Raw genomic sequence first — 17253 nt, forward strand, 5'->3', positions numbered from 1 at the left:
ATGTTATATGTCCTCTACTTGGTTCGGTTATGCGAACCGGGTGTTTAACCGAGCCTCTCATTGTCCGTTCTCTAGTTTTCGCATTTATCGTGAAACGCTTTCGCGTTTTTCGTGCGCCGCTTCATGCGGCTCGTCAAGGATGAAGGCTGGCAATCTTTGTCTATCCGGAAAATCGCTGACGCCATCGAATATAGCGTGCCGGTGATTTACGATCATTTTGAAAATAAAGAAGCCATCCTGTTTGAACTTTCTATGGATGGTTTTCGGTTGCTGGAAAGGACGCTCGAAAAGAACAAAAAGAAATACGCCGATCCGGCACAGCTGCTAAAAGCACACGCAGAGGTTTACTGGAACTTCGCTTTCAAGAATCCGGAATATTATCAACTCATGTACGGACTGGGGATGCCCTGCTCCGGTTCCGGAAAGATCAAGCCGGAATTCAATGTCTTCCGTAATTATATAGGACAAGCCATTGAAAAAATTGTAAAAGAAAAAAAATCGACCGACGATGAAACCTGCTTTAAAATTCATGCGTTCTGGTCGGTACTACATGGCCTCATCTCGATCGTAATGATGCGCTGCGCCGACATTGACGATTCGCAAATGAACAAGAAAGTAATGGACGACACTGTGGAAGCATTCATAAAAAACTTATAATTTTTTTCAAAATAAGCTAACACTGTTAGTAATAATAACCACACTATCTCTTAAAGAAAGTCTATCTCCACCACAAAAAACGACCTTCAAGGCCATGACAATCAAACATCTAACCAAAACAAGGAAGCTTGCCCCATTTGTACTATTAGCGACATTATCAGGCGCACTTTACAGCTGCGGATCCACCACCGCCAACGCACCAGCCGAAATGCCAGCCCAATCTTTGCCCGTACTCACCGTAAGTGACCACCAGGTTACCGCGCACAGAGAATTTACAGCATCCATCGAAGGAAGCCGCGACATCGAGATCCGTCCCCCAAGTGGATGGTTACCTGGATAAGATTTCCGTTGACGAAGGTGCGTATGTAAGAAAGGGTCAGGTGTTGTTTCACATCGACGCGCGCCCTTATACTGAGCAGCTTAACACAGCTAACGCGAGCCTGCAGTCTGCAAAGGCAGCTTTGGAAAGCGCAGCCATTAATGTGGACAAACTTGCGCCGCTGGTTGCCAACAATGTGATTTCGGACGTGCAATTAAAATCAGCAAAAGCCGCTTACGAGGCTGCAAAGGGCAATGTTGCGCAAGCGCAAGCCGCTGTGGATGCTGCCAAGATCAATACAGGCTACACTTCGATCAAAGCGCCTGCGGATGGTTACATTGGCACCATTCCGTTTAAAACGGGCAGTCTTGTAGGAAAGGCAACGATGGAAGCGCTTACCGTGCTTTCTGAAACCAAGGACATTCACGTTTACTTTTCCATGAGTGAGCTTGACTTCCTGGAATTTAAAAATCAGTTTCCTGGCAACACCGTTGAGCAGAAAATCAAGCAGATTCCGCCTGTTGAGCTGGTTTTGGCCGATAACAGCATTTATCCGCAAAAAGGAAAAGTGGAAGTTGTGGAAGGACAGTTTGACAAAACCATGGGCGCGATCAACTTCCGGGCAACATTCCCGAATGTGAACGGACTGCTTCGTTCAGGCAACACCGGTAGGATCCGGATTCCAAGAGAACTCACGAAATCTGTGCTGATCCCGCAGGAAGCCACATTCGAGCTGCAAGATAAAGTGTTTGTTTACACGGTTCTGGACAGCAACAAAGTAGAAGGCCGGCCGGTAACCGTTTCTGACCGAAGCGGACGCTATTATCTGATTTCAGCAGGATTGAAGCCTGGCGAAAAGATTGTTTACAACGGTCTCGACAGGCTCCGTGACGGAATGGCCATCGCGCCTCAGAAGATGTCCATGGACAGCCTGCTGCTCGCCAATCCCATTTAAATTGACCCTAGAAAAGTAATCGTTATCAAGGAAATAGCACCATAGCGTTGTGAAATGCTATGGAACGCTATCCCTTTGCAAAAACAAATTTACCCAATCATGCTCTGACACTCCGGAGCAAAACAGCATTTTTATGTTTCAGAAATTTATAGAAAGGCCTGTTCTTTCGACGGTTATCTCCATCCTTATACTATTGCTGGGAGGTATCGCGCTGACAACATTGCCCATTACCAAATTCCCCGACATTGCTCCACCGACTGTCCAGGTTACCGCAGTATATCCGGGAGCAAACGCCGAAGTGGTTGCCCGTGCCGTGGCCACGCCCATCGAAGAAGCCGTAAATGGTGTTGAAAACATGACTTACATGACGTCGTCGTCCAATAATGACGGCACCATGGCGCTGAATGTTTATTTCAAACAAGGCACCGACCCGGACATTGCAGCGGTGAACGTGCAAAACCGTGTTTCAAAAGCCGTGAGCCAGATTCCGCAAGAAGTGGTGCAGGCGGGGATTTCGACGCAAAAGCAGCAGAACAGCATTATCATGTTCGTGGCATTGTCCAGTGAAGACAGCACCTATGATGAAACGTTTTTGTTGAATTATATCAAGATCAATTTGGTGCCTCAGCTGCAACGTATACCCGGGGTCGGACAGGCGCAGCCGTTTGGAACGCGTGATTATTCAATGCGGATCTGGCTGAAACCGGACCGTCTAGCAGCATATAAACTGTCCCCGCAGGAAGTGACGAGTGCCATTCGCGAGCAAAGTCTGGAAGCTGCGCCGGGACGATTGGGCGAAAGCAGCAAGGAGGTTTTTGAATATGTTTTGAAATACAAAGGAAAACTGACGCAGAATGCTGAATACGAGAACATTATCATCAAAGCAAACAGCGACGGTTCGGTCATCAGGCTGAAAGATCTGGCGCGGGTTGAATTCGGGTCTTACACCTATTCCTCCAATGGTAAATTAAATGGCGACGCATCTTCGGGTGTGGCCGTTTTCCAGACTGCCGGAACGAACGCGAACGAGATCCTGATCCAGGCAGAAGCATTGCTCGCAGATTTTGAAAAAACGCTGCCTAAGGGCATGAAAACGACGATTATGTACAACTCCAAAGACTTTTTGGATGAGTCGATCGGCCAGGTGCGCACGACATTGATCGAGGCATTTATTCTCGTTTTCATTGTTGTATTCATCTTTTTGCAAGATTTCCGCTCTACATTAATCCCTGCCATTGCGGTGCCGGTGGCGATTGTAGGAACGTTCTTTTTCATGCAGCTTTTCGGATTTACGATCAACTTCCTGACGCTTTTTGCGCTGGTGCTGGCGATTGGGATTGTGGTGGATGATGCCATTGTCGTCGTCGAGGCCGTCCATTCCAAGATGGAGCTCACGCATTTGCCCGCTGCTGCGGCCACCAAAGAATCCATCGAACGAGATTTCCGGAGCGATCATTTCGATTACCCTGGTGATGGCGGCGGTGTTTGTTCCGGTTGGTTTTATGCAAGGTCCGGCCGGGGTCTTTTACCGGCAATTTGCCTTTACGCTGGCCATAGCAATCTTAATATCAGCGCTTAACGCCTTGACATTGAGTCCAGCATTGTGCGCATTGTTTTTGAAAAATCCGCATGCAGAACAATCGCATGACGGTCAGCTCGTGCGTGCAGGATTCTCCGCGCGCTTTTTCTCGGCATTCAATACGGGCTTCCAGACGATGACGAACAAATACATCAACAGTCTGCAATTCCTGGTGAAACGCAAGTGGATCACGATTGTCGGTTTGCTCGTTTTGACGGGTTCTACGCTTTGGCTTACATTAAAAACACCAACGGGTTTTATTCCGACAGAAGACCAGGGTTTCTTGCTTTACGCATTAAACACACCTCCCGGAAGCTCGCTGGATCGTACGCAAAAAGCGATGGCACAGGTTGATAGCATTGTCAAAAACTCACCGATTGCCGAGCAGCGCTACATTGTGGAAGGGATGAACATCATTTCGAACTCGAATGCGTCGCCTTACGGTGTCGGGTTTATCCGGATGAAACCGCAGGCGGAACGCGGCGATGTGCAGAATTTTGATCAGATCGTAGCTATGATGTCGCAGAAAGTCCGCGCCGTGAATGATGCGAATGCATTTTTCTTCACATTCCCGACCGTGGACGGTTTTGGTAATGTCAGTGGTTTCGAGTTCATGTTGCAAGATCGTGGGAACGGTTCTCTGGAAAAATTGAGCGCAACGACAAACCAGTTCCTGGCTGCATTGATGAAGAAAAAAGAGATTGCTTATGCGTTCACAACCTTTGCTACGGCGAATCCGCAATACATGCTGGAAGTTGATAATGCCAAGGCGAAGCAATTGAATGTGCCGGTGAACGAGCTTTTGCAAACGCTGCAGATTTACTATGGCAGCAGCTTCGTGTCTGACTTCAACCGTTTTGGGAAATATTACCGCGTAATGGCGCAGGCAGATGCTTCCTACCGGACCAATCCTTCGTCTCTAAACAACATTTATGTTAAAAATACAGAAGGCGAAATGGTGCCCGCCAATCAGCTGGTTACATTGAAACGCGTTTTTGGTCCTGAAACTGTGACCAGAAACAACCTCTATAATGCAGTTGCAATCAATGGAACACCGAAACCCGGTTACAGCACGGGCGATGCGATTCGTGCCGTGAAAGAGACGGCAGCGGAAGTTTTGCCCAACAATTACCGCACCGAATGGACGGGTATGACGCGGGAAGAGATCAACGCCGGTTCGCAGATCCTGCTGATTTTCGTTTTGAGCCTTGTGTTCGTTTATTTCTTGCTAGCTGCTCAGTATGAGAGTTATATCCTGCCATTTGCCGTGATCCTGACCATTCCGCTAGGTGTTTTCGGAGTGATGCTTTTTATCAATTTGTCCGGCATCGAAAACAACATTTACGTGCAGGTTGGTTTGATCATGCTCATTGGTCTGCTTGCAAAAAATGCCATTCTGATCATTGAATACGCAGTGCAGCGCCGCAAGGCCGGGATGAGCATTGTGGAGTCAGCGATGGAAGCTTCGCGGTTGAGGTTAAGACCAATTTTGATGACCTCTTTCGCATTTATCGTGGGTCTGGTGCCATTAATGCGCGCAACGGGCGGGTCGGCTTTGGGTAACCGCTCCATCGGAACGGGTGCTGTGGGCGGCATGTTGACGGGCGTGATCTTCGGGATTTTCGTGATTCCAGTCCTTTATGTCATTTTTCAATATTTGCAGGAAAGAGTTGTCGGTAAGCCAAAAGAACTGCGCGAACGCCTGGAACATTGAGCTGCCATTTGAAATACAAAACCGACTGTAAATAACAAAGAATCACCATTATGAAACTCAAATTAAGTCACTTATATATCCCGCTTTTACTGATGCTGATCGCCTCCTGCAAAGTGAGCAAAGATTACCAGCGACCAGAGCTGGCCGTGCCGACACAATATCGGAACGTGGCTTTCGCCGACACGGCAACGGCGGCAGATATTGAATGGAAAAAGTTTTTTCCGGACACCACATTGCAGGCGCTTATCCAGCGCGGATTAACGTATAACAACGATTTGCAACTCGCTCTGAAACGCATCGACATTGCGCAGCAGCAGGTGAAACAAGCGAAGTTTTTGCAGATCCCGGTGCTCGACCTTCGGGTTACGGGCACTTACAACCGCCCTTCGAGCAACAGTTTGAACGGGATCAGCGCGAGCAGTTTTTTGGGTTCAAAACACATTGAAAACTATATAGCGGCTGTGGACGTGAGCTGGGAAGCGGACATTTGGGGAAAGATCCGCAGACAACAGCAAGCGACGCTCGGCCAGTATCTGCAGACTTTCGAAGCTTCAAAAGCCGTTCAGACCAAGCTGGTTGCAGACATCGCGAAAGGGTTTTTTAACCTGTTAATGTTGGACAAACAGCTTGCAATCGCCAAAAGCAATCTGGAACTGAGTGAAAATACATTGCGCCTGACGCGCCTGCTGAAAGACGCCGGAGAAGTAACGTCGCTCTCGATCCAGCAGTCGGAAGCACAGCGCGAGTCGATTGCATTGCTGATTCCGCAATTGGAACAAGACATTGCAATCCAGGAAAATGCATTGCAAATACTCACCGGACAAATGCCCGATAGCATTGCCCGGAAGGTGCAACTGTCTGATTTTAATGCCAATGATAGTCTGGCAACGGGTGTGCCCGCGGCGGTGCTGAGCCGTCGTCCGGACGTCCGTGCAGCCGAATTGTCTGTGCTCGTTGCGAATGCACAGCTTGGTGTTGCGCAGGCGAGTATGTATCCGTCACTCGTGATCACGGCGAGCGGCGGGATTGAATCATTCAAGTCCAGCAACTGGTTCAACATTCCGGGATCATTGTTTGGTCTTGTAGCAGGGACAGTCGCACGTCCTATTTTGGCCCGAAGACAGTTGAAAACGAATCTGGAAGTTGCCAAAATTCAGCGCGAGCAATCGGTGATCGAGTTTCGTCAGTCGGTGCTGAATGCGGTGGGGGAGGTTTCCAATTCCTTGATCCAAACACAGAAATTGAAAGAACAGGAAGCCATTGCCAACAACCAGGTGACCATTTTGCAGGCAGCAATTACCAATGCACAGCTCCTTTACAAAAGCGATATGGCCAATTATCTGGAAGTGATCACGGCGCAGGGAAATGCGCTGCAAGCTGAATTGAACCTGGCCTTTATACGCAGCCAGTCGCTCATTGCACGCGTGGATCTGTATCGCAGCCTGGGCGGTGGCTGGAAATGATATGGGTTAATGATCATTTATTAGCCATGAAATGTTAGTGTAGTAATGAGAAAAGCCGGAAACCATTGGAGTTTCCGGCTTTCTTTGTTACTATATGTTTAAAACTCAGCGCCAGCCCAATCCGGGTGCCACGTGTTCGAGAATGGATGAGAGCACATGCACATTGTAATCTACGCCCAATGTATTTGGAATCGTTAACAGCAATGTGTCGGCTTCCTGAATGGCTTCGTCCTGAGCCAGATCCTTAATCAGCTGATCCGGTTCGGCGGCATAGCTTCTTCCGAAAATCGCGCGTTTATCCTGTTCAATCATGCCTATCTTGTCTCGTCGGCTGGCTTCCTGTCCAAAATACATCCGGTCCTGATCATTTACCAAAGCGAAAATAGACCGGCTGACAGAAACCCGTGGCTCACGCTGGTGCCCCGCTTTTTTCCAAGCCTCTTTGTACAACCGGATTTGCTCCGCCTGCTGCACGTGAAAAGGTTTGCCGCCTTCATCATATTTCAAGGTCGAGCTTTGCAGATACATTCCCTGCTCGGCCGCCCACACAGCGGTTGCATTGGAAGCAGCTCCCCACCAGATGCGATCGCGTAATCCTTCCGAATATGGTTCCAGACGCAATAAACCCGGCGGGTTAGGGAACATCGGATATGGATTAGGCTGCGCAAATCCAGCGCCTTTCAGCTTGTCCAGAAATTCCAAAGCCTTACGCCGACCCATATCTGCGTCGGTTTCGCCTTCCGCCAGTTCGTATCCAAAGTAGCGCCATCCGTCAATAACCTGTTCCGGCGATCCTCTGCTGATGCCTAACTGTAATCGGCCTTCTGAAATGAGGTCCGCGGCGCTGGCGTCTTCCACCATGTAAAGCGGATTTTCGTAACGCATGTCAATGACGCCCGTCCCGATCTCAATTTTGCTTGTTTTGGCACCGACGGCCGCAAGCAAAGGGAACGGCGATGCGAGCTGAGATGCAAAATGATGCACCCGAAAATAAGCGCCATCCAAACCGATTTCTTCCGCGGCAACAGCCAGGTCGATAGATTGAAGCAATGTGTCACTCGCAGTCCTGGCATTATAAGCAGGATGATTTGACCAATGCCCAAAAGATAAAAAACCAATTTTCTTCATGAGCGCCTTTCTTGTTTTTACAACATTAATTAAGTTAAGCCAGCGTATACTGCGGGCTTGGGTTCACTCTATTGAAACAGTAGACTGGCGTAATAAATTCACGAAATCGACAAGGCATCATGCGTAGAAATAACCGTTGCAAACTCCTCATTCAGCTGTGCTAATGCAGTTTGATGCATGGTTTCGCCATCATAATGCTGACCGTCAATGCCTTTTTTGCCAAAAGTTGCGGTTGCGTCTGCTACGATAAATGTGTTGTATCCATAATTGCCAGCCATGCGGGTGGTGGTTGAAACGCAATGGTCAGTGGTCAAACCGGCGATGACGACTGTCGTAATTCCATGCTTATCCAAGAGCTCTTTCAGGTTTGTGCCGATAAAGGCGCTGTTAACCGACTTTTGGATGACTGTTTCGCCCGCTGATGGTGCGACTATATCCTGAAAATGGTGTCCGGAATTATTAATGCTGAGCTTTGACTGGGGATTGGAAGAAAGATGTTGGATGTGGAAAATCGGCAGATGATGGGCTCTCCAATGTTTCAGCAATGTTGCCGCATTTGTCTCAGCGTCAGGGTTATTTCTTTGCCCGCCCCAGTAAGCTTCATCTTCGAAGCCTTTTTGAATATCAATCAGGATCAAAGCAGGAGACATTTCTTTCGCAAGTGTCATATTTTATTTTGTAAAAAAACGGCTAATAAATTGCCCTAAAAGTATCAGAGCAAATTTACATAGCCGAGCATTTTAATTTCAAATGGGAAATATTAAAGTTGAAATGTATCAATGTCCGAGTGACTCATGCAAATGACGTTGCCAGAGGACGATCAGGATGGGAGCCAAAAGTTCGACCGCCAGAAAAGATGTGATAAACAGGGGAGGCGTGCCCAGTTCATAGATCGAGATCAGCCGGCCGAGTCCGCCCAGGAATATTGTCAAACAAAGGATCCTGCAGGCATAAATTTCAGTTTCAATAACAGGGATTATGGCGTAAAAAGATAGTCCGACGGCCACAGACATGGCATTCAAGAAACGCAGATTACTGTCCAGAACAAGGTTGGGAGGCAGTTTCTCGATAAAAATCGGATTGTGAATTCCGGATAGTCCTACAATTCCGGCCAGCAACGGAGCGGCTGCCAGCACGGCAAGGGTGATTTGGAGTGCCTTTCTGCTTTTCTGAATTTTCATAACATCTGTGGAATGTGAAATTTTGACGATCACGGATGTAATAAAAATTGATCCATACGGCAGATTTTTGAAATAGCGTATCTGAAAATGGCTTGGATAAAGGGTTACAAAATGTAGTTCCCTTAACCAAGCCATTGTTTTTAAAGAAAATGTCAGGCAATTTCCGAGCGGCTTCAAAGCTGCATCCTTGCCAAATTAAACGTTGTTAAGACAGGCAAAAACTTCGCGGTAAAACTCGGGGTGTGATTGCCAGGTCTGTCCGGTTATAATGTTTCCGTCGCGGATGGCTTGTTCGGTGGAATAGGTGCCGCCGCCCATTTCGATTTCCGTGCGCACGTGTTCATAAGCGGTTAAATTCCGGTTATTGGCCAATCCGGCGGTAACCAAAATCTGGATTCCGTGGCAGATGGCTAAAACCCATTTGCCCTGCCGGTCAAACTCGCGTACAACTTCCAGCAACCCGGCATGGTTGCGTAAATATTCAGGCGCACGGCCGCCCAGCAACAGAATGGCATCATAATCGCTCACTACAACCTCATCAATGGTCAGGTCGGAAGCGAGACAATAACCCGGCCGCTCCACATAAGTGTCCCAGCCAATTTCAAAATCGTGCATCACGAGGTTAAGCCTGCGTTTGCTCGGCGCCGCAATGATGGCAATATCGCCCTCTTCCTGAAAACGGTGAACGGCATAAAGGGTTTCATAACTTTCGCCACCATCTCCGGTGACAATCAATATTTTGCGATTCATGGTTATAAAAAATTAATTTTTGGCGTGCTGATTAAGCCATTTTACTTGACTACTAACCAGCAAAAGCTAAAATCAGGCGTGTACTACCTTGATGATTTCTAAAATCAGTCACGAAAATCAAAACTAAATTTGCGCAACTCAGAAGTTGCGCTTATATTCGCAACTCGCAGGTTGCATATCTGATTTTAAACATGAGGCAAGACATATTCCAGGCGATAGCCGACCCCACGCGGAGAGCCATTTTATCATTGATTGCGATTCAGGCATTGACGCCCAACACAATGGCTGAGAAGTTTGACATGAGCCGGCAAGCCGTATCGAAACACATTAAAGTTTTAAATGAATGCGGACTGATCACAGCTGAGCAGTCAGGCAGAGAAATATATTATCATTTTAATGCCAAAAAAATGCTGGAACTTGACAATTGGCTGGCCCAGTTTCGGCAAAATTGGGAGACGCAGTTTAATCAGCTAGACAATTTATTATCATCCATAAAAGAGCAGAAAAATGAACAATGATTTATTATTTGATTTTACTGTTGACAAAGCTGCGAAAACGGTTTTTATAACGAGGGAATTTAATGCTGGAATTTCTTTGGTTTGGGATGCCTTTACCAAACCTGAATTACTGGATCAATGGTCGGCGCCGGCTCCCATGCGCGCCAAAACCAAATACATGAATTTCGAAGTTGGCGGGGCGCGATTTTATGCGATGGTAAGTCCCGACGGGCAGGAGCGCTGGGCAATTCAGCGATACACTTCCATTACGCCCAAGACCAATTATAAGATCTATAATACTTTTTCCGATAAAGACGAGAACGCCGAACTGCCTGGTTCTGAGTGGGATCACAATTTTAGTGAGCAAAATGGCATTACAAAAGTAATGATCAGCATTTTCAATGAATCGTTCGAGCGAATGGAGAAATTACTGGATGGATTCACGATCGGTTTCAAAATGACATTGACGAATTTGGAAGATCTTTTGGAAACAATGTCGGAGAAATCATAGGAGAGAAGTGATAATGTCCTGAAATAATTTGTGCAAAAACCTTAATTGAAAACATTAAACAATTTAAATAGATCGAGATGAAAGCAATTAATCCGTGGATCAATTTCAATGGAAATGCTGAGGAAGCATTTAATTTTTACAAATCAGTTTTTGGAGGAGAATTTTCGAAAATTGTTCGTTTCAAAGACCTGGCAAGTGCTGATTTTCAAGTGCCGGAGAGCGAAGCAGAAAAGTTAATGCACATTGCATTGCCAATAGGGAAAAACAATGTGCTAATAGCCAACGACGTTCCCGAATTTATGGGGCGCGTAAATGAAAACGAGAACAGATCAAAAATCGCAGTGCGCGCAGAAAGCCGCGAAGAAGCGGAGCAAGTATTCAACGGCCTCTCAGCCGGCGGAGCCGTAGAAGGTCCCATCGGCGACAGTCCCTGGGGCACATACGGCGGAACATTCCGCGACAAATACGGCATCGAATGGATCATAGAATTCGACCCAAATGATCATGCGTGACGTTCGTTTTGGATAATTGGTGCAAGTTAAACTGCCGCTTCGATGTTTCGGAGCGGCAGTTTTGCTTTGCTAAGTGAAGAATTTGTTTGGACTTTGAAGGTTGGAATGTTGTGACTGATATTTTGAAATCACTTTTACGGCGTGGGCATAAACATTAGGCTCTGCTTTCCTTCAACTGCGTTTCAATGAGCCTTTTTTCGCGCTCAATCTCAGCAATCAGCTCGTCCTCCGTCGGAAGATAAAGCATGTATTTGGTTGCAAACAGCTGCTTGCTGTCGTTCAAAATGCTGTACTTAACAACCGTTTCATCCTTTTCTGTGCAAAGAATAATTCCTATCGTCGGATTATCATCATCTTGTTTTTTCAGATCGTCGAACATGCGAATGTACATATCCATTTGTCCGGTGTCTTGATGCGTTAATTTTCCTGTTTTTAGATCAAAAAGAACAAAGCATTTAAGCAAATAATTGTAAAAAACGAGGTCGATATAAAAGTGACTTGTTTCGGTGCTGATTCTGAATTGTCTGCCTACAAATGAGAATCCTTTTCCTAATTCAAGTAAAAACTGCTGCAAGTTTACGATTAAAGCTTTTTCAATATCTTGCTCCAATACATTCAGCGGTTGTGGAATATTCAGGAATTCGAAGACATAGGGATCTTTTATGAAATCAGCTGCGTGCACTTTGTCCGAAGTCTGCTCTTTACTTGATAGATCTGCTTTGTTTTGAGAAGAAAGCAAGCGCTGATAATAAGATGAGTTGATATTGCGCTCCAATGTTCGCGTGCTCCACATTTGATCCGCACATTCTTGGATGTAATATGCTCTCGCTTTTGGGTCTTCGACTCTCATTAACAGCCTATAATGCGTCCAGCTCAATTCCCTACGCACTGCGTAAGATTTGTGTTCGTCTAAAAAAGTCAGATAAAACTTGCGAAAATTTTCAAGGTTTGCTATTGAGAATCCTTTACCAATCTCTTTGCTCAAATCCTTCGAGAGCTGCTTAATAACTCCTTCACCATACGCAGCTCTCGCTGCTCCGGATTGTTCTTCTTCTACAATTCTTTTACCAATATGCCAATAAGCTTCAAGCATTGCTGTATTTACAACACTATAAGCTTTTTGTCTTGCGGATTGTAAAATTCTGTACAACGTCTTGTATTAAAGACGTTGCCGGAAGCTCAGCCTCACTCATCGGTTTAAAAGTTTCTCCAACCGCCCCATCATTTCATCTTTTTCCTTCAACATTCGCTCGTATAATGCAATCTTCTCCGCATGAAGCTGTACAATTTTTTCAATGGGATGCAGGTGAATGGTGCCGTAATTGAAGGAGTTGCCAATCGTATTTTCGGTGAATGTATTCGAGATAATGTTGATTGCTTGATCCTCGTCAAAATTGCGGATTGCCTCAGCCGGGATTTTAAGTATGGCAGCAACCTGCTCCAGAATATCAGCATCGATTATTTCCTTTTGTTCGAGTAGAGAAATTTTCTGTTGGTTCCAGTCTTCGCCTAGCTCAATTGCGATTGCGTCTTGTTTAATCCCAAGCATTTCCCGGAACCGCTTCAAATTACGGCCTTCGTGAATCTTTGGGTTAGCGGTAGCATGTGTCATCTGTTGAAAGGGTGTTTGGTTAAAAAGGCAATTTATATAAATCCGCCGGGAAGTCGCCGGATATTTTACGCACTTGACAATGTATGTTACCGGCCAATTTGTTGGAAGTGGTGACAAGTGTACCAAGTGATGAAAAAGATTCGTTTTTTTGTGTGATGCGAAGTTGCTTTTTGTCTTTTTGTTGGGTGATTGCCGGTGTGCTGGGATGGATTGAGAAGGGCATGGCTCAATCCAATGAATATCAGTTTGCGCGCTATAATACGGAGCGCGGACTGTCGCACAACCAGGTCAATTGCTTTCTGAAAGACAGCAAGGGTTTTGTCTGGATCGGCACTGCCAACGGACTCAACCGCTTCGACGGCTACGCTTTCAGGGTTTTTAAGCACATTCAAGGCGACTCGACAACCATTTCCGATCACCGCATTGCTGCGATTTTCGAGGATCCGCAAGGTTTTATCTGGATCAATACGCAGCTCGGTTATGACATTTATGACCCTGTTACAGAGCGCATTGACCACAATGCTGATAAAGCTGCGCAAAGGCTTGGATTGCCAGACGCGAATTTCAGCCGCATTATCAAAACCCGCTCCGGCGATTACTGGATCAACCACAACCGGCTGGGTTTGTTGAAATTTTTTACGCGATCTAAAAAGCTTGTTAAGGTCAAATTTGGCCCTTCGGAAGATTCGTCTGCACCCGCAAAAAGGCTGATCTCTGATTTTTGCGAGGATGCATTGGGTAACCTCTGGGTGGTGTGCGACGATGGTTTTCTTGCACGCGTTCGATGGGCAAACAAACGTCGTGGATGTGCAGAGTGCAATGTTGCAAAACCGGAACCTCGGTAATTTATCTAATCACAAGGTTTTTGTCGACGATGATGGCGAGCCCTGGGTTTATGTCGTTAAAGCTGCATTAGGCGCATTTTATTTTGATTTTAAAAACAATGTGCTGCGCATTGCCAACACTGGGGGCCCGGATTTTCGCCTTAGTAACAACACCGTAAGCTCCATGGTTACCGGCCCGGACGGGCGCATCTGGATGGGCACCGATCACGGCGGCATTAATGTCGTTGACAAAAAGAGTGGGACGGTTTCAACATTGCTTTTCAATCCCGGCGACCCGAGAACAATCAGTCAAAACAGCATTCAGGCGCTTTATAAGGATCCGACGGGCATGATATGGGCCGGGACATTTAAAAAAGGATTTTGCAGTTACCATAAAAATATCTTCAAGTTCTCGCTGATTCAGCACGCACCCGGCGATCCGCGCAGTCTGCCTTTTGACGATGTCAATATGTTTGTAGAGGATCAGAAAGGCAATCTTTGGCTGGGCATGAATGGTGGCGGTCTGGTTTATTTTGATCGAAAAAACAACTTATTCAGGCAATACAAGAATGTTCCGGGTGATCCTAAAAGTTTGAGTAACAATGTGATTGTCAGTCTTTGTCTGGATAAAAGCAATGTGCTTTGGATAGGGACTTATTTCGGCGGACTAAACAGTTTTGACGGCAAAACTTTCACGCGTTACCTGCACGATCCCACCGATTCGACCAGCCTCATTGACGACCGCGTGTGGGAGATTTTTGAAGATTCCCAGAAACGACTTTGGGTGGGCACGCTGGCCGATGGCCTTGATTTATTTGACAGAAACAAAAAGACATTCCGCCATTATCGCAGACTGGCTCCCAACTCCGTCAGCTCGGATTACATTTCGGCCATGCTGGAAGATAAGCAGGGCAACATTTGGATTGGAACGGCGAATGGAGTCGATGTTTTGATGCGGCAGACGGGCCGTTTTATACATTATGCGTACAGAGCCGGTGATCCGTCGAGCCTGAGCAGCGATGCCGTAACCTCGCTGGCGCAGGATAGTTTCGGCAACATCTGGATTGGAACTTCGGAAGGATTGAACCTGTATGATGCCCAGAAAAATGCGTTCGTAGCCTACGATACGCGGCATGGCCTGCCGGATAATTCGATTCTCACCGTGGCTGTCGATGCCAAGCAAAACTTATGGCTTGGGACGCCGAAAGGGTTGGTTAATGTGAACATTTCCACGCGTTCGGGAAGCCTGCCCAAAAGCATTCAGGTGCGTACTTTTAACGAGGTTGATGGTTTGCAGGGTAGGGGATTCAACGAAAATGCGGCGCTACGGTTGCAATCGGGCGAAATGGTTTTTGGCGGTGCGAACGGTTTCTCTATTTTTGACCCAAAACAAATTACAAACGAGCGCACCGCCACAAACGTAATGCTCACCGATTTTCAAATTTTCAACAAAAGCGTTCAGCCCGGCGAGCTTTTCGATGGTGAAGCCGTTCTGGCAAAGTCCATTTCGCTTACCGACCGCATTGTGTTGAAATACAGCCAGAATGTGTTCACGATTGAATTCGCCGCGCTGAATTTCCTGCATCCCGAAAAAAACCATTACCAGTATACATTAGAAGGTTTTAACGAACAATGGTTCGACGCTGATAACACGCGCAAGGTAACTTACACCAACCTCGATCCGGGGACATATATTTTTAAAGTGAAAATGAAAGAAGGCGGCGGGTCCACCGAGCGCAGCCTTCGTGTGGTGATCCTGCCGCCTTTCTGGCGCACGCCGTGGGCTTATTTTCTGTATTTCCTGATTGTGGCTGGCGGATTGATGACTGCACGCTGGATTTTGATCGAGCGGGAGCGGATGAACTTCAAACTCGAACAGGAACGGCATTACGCCCAGCAATTGCACGAGCTGGACATGATGAAAATCCGGTTTTTTACCAATGTTAGCCATGAGTTCCGCACGCCGCTCACGCTCATGCTCACGCCGCTGGAAAACCTGTTGAAAAATATTCGTTCGGACCACGCCGTGCATAGGCAGCTGTCGCTCGTGCACCGGAATGCGCAGCGGCTTTTTAATCTGGTAACCCAAATGCTCGATTTCAAAAAGCTGGAAGTGGAGGAAACGCAGTTTCGGCCTGAGCGCGGGGACATTGTCCGGTTTTTGCGCCAGATCGCACAAACATTCTCGGATCTGTCTGAGCATAAGCACATTCGTTACCGGTTTGAAAGTGAGCTAACATCGCGTTATGCCGATTTTGATCAGGATAAATTGTCCAAAGTCATGTATAACCTGCTTTCCAACGCATTTAAATTCACGCCTGAAAATGGTCAGGTGACTGTAAACCTGCACGTTGTAGCGCTGGAAGAGGGCGAAGCTTTGGAAATCAGTGTGGCGGATTCAGGGATCGGGATTCCTCCTGAGGCACAGGCCAAGGTTTTTGAAAGGTTTTATCAGCATCCGATGCCCGATAATATGATGAACCAGGGCAGCGGCATTGGGCTTGCGATTGCCTGGGAATTTGTCAGGATGCACGGCGGCACCATTGAACTGGAAAGTGAAGTGGGCAGGGGGAGCACATTTACGGTCACATTGCCATTGCTGGAAAGTCCGCCGCGTGTTTATTCCTTGCCGGCGGCGGAAGCATCGCCAACTGTGGAAACTGCCTTGGAAATAGAGCTTCCGGCCGAAAAACCGGTGAAAAACAAGCCGCTCGTGTTGCTCGTGGAGGATAATGATGAATTCAGAGTGTATTTAAAGGAAGTTTTTCAAAAAGAATACGACATTCTGGAAGCGGCCAACGGGAAGATCGGACTGGAAATTACATTGGAACAAATCCCCGACCTGATCGTAAGCGACGTGATGATGCCCGAAATGGACGGGATCGAATTATGCCGCATCATTAAAACCGACCGGCGCATTTCCCACATTCCGGTGGTGTTGCTCACAGCCCGCGCCGAGGAAGAGCAGCAATTGCAGGGTTACCAGACCGGCGCCGATGCTTACGTGACGAAACCTTTCCGGCTCGACATTCTGCAAGTGAGAATGGCCAACCTCATCCGTCAGCGCGAGCAGTTGCAGCAGCAATTTCAGCAGCACGTGGAGATTCGCCCGAGTGAAGTCGCGATCCGTTCGCTCGATGAAGAATTTGTAAATAGCGCCGTAAAAGTGGTGGAGGAAAACCTGCCGAATGCAGAGTTTACTGTCGAGGAACTGAGCGACGCCATGTCGATGAGCCGCATGTATTTGTACAAAAAAATCCTTTCGCTGACAGGCAAAACACCCATCGAATTTATCCGCATTATCAGGATCCGGAGGGGTGCAAGTCTGCTCGAAAAAAGCCAGCTTTCGATCTCCGAAATTGCTTATCAGATCGGTTTCAACAACCCCAAATATTTCGCCAAACTCTTTAAAGAAGAATATAATATGCTTCCCACAGCATATCGCAAAGAGCATCTTGGCCAGGAATAATACAAAAGAACATTCTGATACGAACATAAGCTTGGCATGTAACTGCTCATTACTTGCTCAATCTTCTTTTTGCAAAATCTTC

At 46.9% G+C, this 17253-nt stretch carries 17 protein-coding genes; 11 read left to right on the forward strand and 6 right to left on the reverse strand.

Going from position 1 to position 17253, the window contains the following annotated elements; translation table 11 throughout:
• Window positions 1-123: 123 nt before the first annotated feature.
• The 6 genes from AC0IYG_RS04165 (at window position 124) to AC0IYG_RS04190 (ending at window position 6687) form a co-directional block, all read left to right on the forward strand.
• Window positions 124-657: a TetR/AcrR family transcriptional regulator gene (locus AC0IYG_RS04165; RefSeq protein WP_471709774.1), complete on the forward strand. Its 534-nt coding sequence runs from the start codon at window positions 124-126 to the stop codon at window positions 655-657.
• A 94-nt stretch (window positions 658-751) separates the two neighbouring features.
• The gene (locus AC0IYG_RS04170; protein WP_471709775.1) at window positions 752-997 is read left to right on the forward strand and encodes a hypothetical protein; all 246 of its coding nucleotides are present in this window, start codon (window positions 752-754) and stop codon (window positions 995-997) included.
• Window positions 978-1931, forward strand: coding sequence for an efflux RND transporter periplasmic adaptor subunit (locus AC0IYG_RS04175; RefSeq protein WP_471709776.1), 954 nt, complete (start codon window positions 978-980; stop codon window positions 1929-1931). The genes AC0IYG_RS04170 and AC0IYG_RS04175 overlap by 20 nt, the downstream gene beginning before the upstream one ends.
• Window positions 1932-2064: 133 nt before the next feature.
• Window positions 2065-3510: an efflux RND transporter permease subunit gene (locus AC0IYG_RS04180; protein ID WP_471709777.1), complete on the forward strand. Its 1446-nt coding sequence runs from the start codon at window positions 2065-2067 to the stop codon at window positions 3508-3510.
• Window positions 3404-5224 carry an efflux RND transporter permease subunit gene (locus AC0IYG_RS04185; protein ID WP_471709778.1) on the forward strand — a complete coding sequence of 607 codons (1821 nt, stop codon included), beginning with the start codon at window positions 3404-3406 and terminating at the stop codon, window positions 5222-5224. Before AC0IYG_RS04180 ends, AC0IYG_RS04185 begins: the two co-directional genes overlap by 107 nt.
• A gap of 50 nt (window positions 5225-5274) precedes the next feature.
• On the forward strand, window positions 5275-6687 hold the full coding sequence (locus tag AC0IYG_RS04190) for an efflux transporter outer membrane subunit (protein WP_471709779.1): 1413 nt from the start codon (window positions 5275-5277) through the stop codon (window positions 6685-6687).
• Window positions 6688-6792: 105 nt separating this feature from the next.
• On the opposite strand, the gene AC0IYG_RS04195 is transcribed toward AC0IYG_RS04190, so the two are convergent.
• The 4 genes from AC0IYG_RS04195 to AC0IYG_RS04210 all read right to left on the reverse strand — a co-directional run bounded on the left by AC0IYG_RS04195 (window position 6793) and on the right by AC0IYG_RS04210 (window position 9746).
• The gene (locus AC0IYG_RS04195; RefSeq protein ID WP_471709780.1) at window positions 6793-7815 is read right to left on the reverse strand and encodes an LLM class flavin-dependent oxidoreductase; all 1023 of its coding nucleotides are present in this window, start codon (window positions 7813-7815) and stop codon (window positions 6793-6795) included.
• Between the two features lie 98 nt (window positions 7816-7913).
• Window positions 7914-8483 (reverse strand): cysteine hydrolase family protein, encoded by a 570-nt coding sequence (locus AC0IYG_RS04200; RefSeq protein WP_471709781.1) that lies wholly within the window; start codon window positions 8481-8483, stop codon window positions 7914-7916.
• A gap of 108 nt (window positions 8484-8591) precedes the next feature.
• A complete protein-coding gene (locus AC0IYG_RS04205; protein ID WP_471709782.1) occupies window positions 8592-8996 on the reverse strand; it encodes a DUF4345 domain-containing protein in 405 nt (134 codons plus the stop codon).
• A 195-nt stretch (window positions 8997-9191) separates the two neighbouring features.
• A complete protein-coding gene (locus tag AC0IYG_RS04210; RefSeq protein ID WP_471709784.1) occupies window positions 9192-9746 on the reverse strand; it encodes a DJ-1/PfpI family protein in 555 nt (184 codons plus the stop codon).
• 191 nt (window positions 9747-9937) lie between these two features.
• On the opposite strand from AC0IYG_RS04210, the gene AC0IYG_RS04215 reads away from it, so the two are divergent.
• The 3 genes from AC0IYG_RS04215 (at window position 9938) to AC0IYG_RS04225 (ending at window position 11266) form a co-directional block, all read left to right on the forward strand.
• Window positions 9938-10264 carry an ArsR/SmtB family transcription factor gene (locus AC0IYG_RS04215; RefSeq protein WP_471709786.1) on the forward strand — a complete coding sequence of 109 codons (327 nt, stop codon included), beginning with the start codon at window positions 9938-9940 and terminating at the stop codon, window positions 10262-10264.
• Complete coding sequence (locus AC0IYG_RS04220; protein ID WP_471709787.1) at window positions 10254-10754, forward strand: SRPBCC family protein; 501 nt, start codon at window positions 10254-10256, stop codon at window positions 10752-10754. Before AC0IYG_RS04215 ends, AC0IYG_RS04220 begins: the two co-directional genes overlap by 11 nt.
• A gap of 77 nt (window positions 10755-10831) precedes the next feature.
• On the forward strand, window positions 10832-11266 hold the full coding sequence (locus AC0IYG_RS04225; RefSeq protein ID WP_471709788.1) for a VOC family protein: 435 nt from the start codon (window positions 10832-10834) through the stop codon (window positions 11264-11266).
• Between the two features lie 154 nt (window positions 11267-11420).
• Here AC0IYG_RS04225 and AC0IYG_RS04230 read toward each other — a convergent pair whose 3' ends face one another.
• Both AC0IYG_RS04230 and AC0IYG_RS04235 read right to left on the reverse strand, forming a co-directional pair.
• Window positions 11421-12416, reverse strand: coding sequence for a PDDEXK nuclease domain-containing protein (locus tag AC0IYG_RS04230; protein ID WP_471709789.1), 996 nt, complete (start codon window positions 12414-12416; stop codon window positions 11421-11423).
• Window positions 12417-12455: 39 nt separating this feature from the next.
• Window positions 12456-12878 (reverse strand): helix-turn-helix domain-containing protein, encoded by a 423-nt coding sequence (locus AC0IYG_RS04235; protein WP_471709790.1) that lies wholly within the window; start codon window positions 12876-12878, stop codon window positions 12456-12458.
• 170 nt (window positions 12879-13048) lie between these two features.
• Between AC0IYG_RS04235 and AC0IYG_RS04240 the strand changes: the two genes are divergently transcribed.
• Together AC0IYG_RS04240 and AC0IYG_RS04245 are read left to right on the forward strand one after the other, a co-directional pair.
• Window positions 13049-13723: a ligand-binding sensor domain-containing protein gene (locus AC0IYG_RS04240; RefSeq protein WP_471709791.1), complete on the forward strand. Its 675-nt coding sequence runs from the start codon at window positions 13049-13051 to the stop codon at window positions 13721-13723.
• The gene (locus AC0IYG_RS04245; protein WP_471709792.1) at window positions 13680-17171 is read left to right on the forward strand and encodes a two-component regulator propeller domain-containing protein; all 3492 of its coding nucleotides are present in this window, start codon (window positions 13680-13682) and stop codon (window positions 17169-17171) included. Before AC0IYG_RS04240 ends, AC0IYG_RS04245 begins: the two co-directional genes overlap by 44 nt.
• Window positions 17172-17253 lie beyond the last annotated feature (82 nt).

It is taken from the genome of Dyadobacter sp. AC419 (genome assembly GCF_979253085.1).

Excerpts from the sequence above, each read along its gene's own strand:
- AC0IYG_RS04165 (WP_471709774.1), top strand. The coding sequence starts at position 124 with ATGCGGCTCGTCAAGGATGAAGGCTGGCAATCTTTGTCTATCCGGAAA.
- AC0IYG_RS04170 (WP_471709775.1), top strand. The coding sequence starts at position 752 with ATGACAATCAAACATCTAACCAAAACAAGGAAGCTTGCCCCATTTGTA.
- AC0IYG_RS04180 (WP_471709777.1), top strand. The coding sequence starts at position 2,065 with ATGTTTCAGAAATTTATAGAAAGGCCTGTTCTTTCGACGGTTATCTCC.
- AC0IYG_RS04185 (WP_471709778.1), top strand. The coding sequence starts at position 3,404 with ATGGCGGCGGTGTTTGTTCCGGTTGGTTTTATGCAAGGTCCGGCCGGG.
- AC0IYG_RS04190 (WP_471709779.1), top strand. The coding sequence starts at position 5,275 with ATGAAACTCAAATTAAGTCACTTATATATCCCGCTTTTACTGATGCTG.
- AC0IYG_RS04195 (WP_471709780.1), bottom strand. The coding sequence starts at position 7,815 with ATGAAGAAAATTGGTTTTTTATCTTTTGGGCATTGGTCAAATCATCCT.
- AC0IYG_RS04200 (WP_471709781.1), bottom strand. The coding sequence starts at position 8,483 with ATGACACTTGCGAAAGAAATGTCTCCTGCTTTGATCCTGATTGATATT.
- AC0IYG_RS04205 (WP_471709782.1), bottom strand. The coding sequence starts at position 8,996 with ATGAAAATTCAGAAAAGCAGAAAGGCACTCCAAATCACCCTTGCCGTG.
- AC0IYG_RS04210 (WP_471709784.1), bottom strand. The coding sequence starts at position 9,746 with ATGAATCGCAAAATATTGATTGTCACCGGAGATGGTGGCGAAAGTTAT.
- AC0IYG_RS04215 (WP_471709786.1), top strand. The coding sequence starts at position 9,938 with ATGAGGCAAGACATATTCCAGGCGATAGCCGACCCCACGCGGAGAGCC.
- AC0IYG_RS04220 (WP_471709787.1), top strand. The coding sequence starts at position 10,254 with ATGAACAATGATTTATTATTTGATTTTACTGTTGACAAAGCTGCGAAA.
- AC0IYG_RS04225 (WP_471709788.1), top strand. The coding sequence starts at position 10,832 with ATGAAAGCAATTAATCCGTGGATCAATTTCAATGGAAATGCTGAGGAA.
- AC0IYG_RS04235 (WP_471709790.1), bottom strand. The coding sequence starts at position 12,878 with ATGACACATGCTACCGCTAACCCAAAGATTCACGAAGGCCGTAATTTG.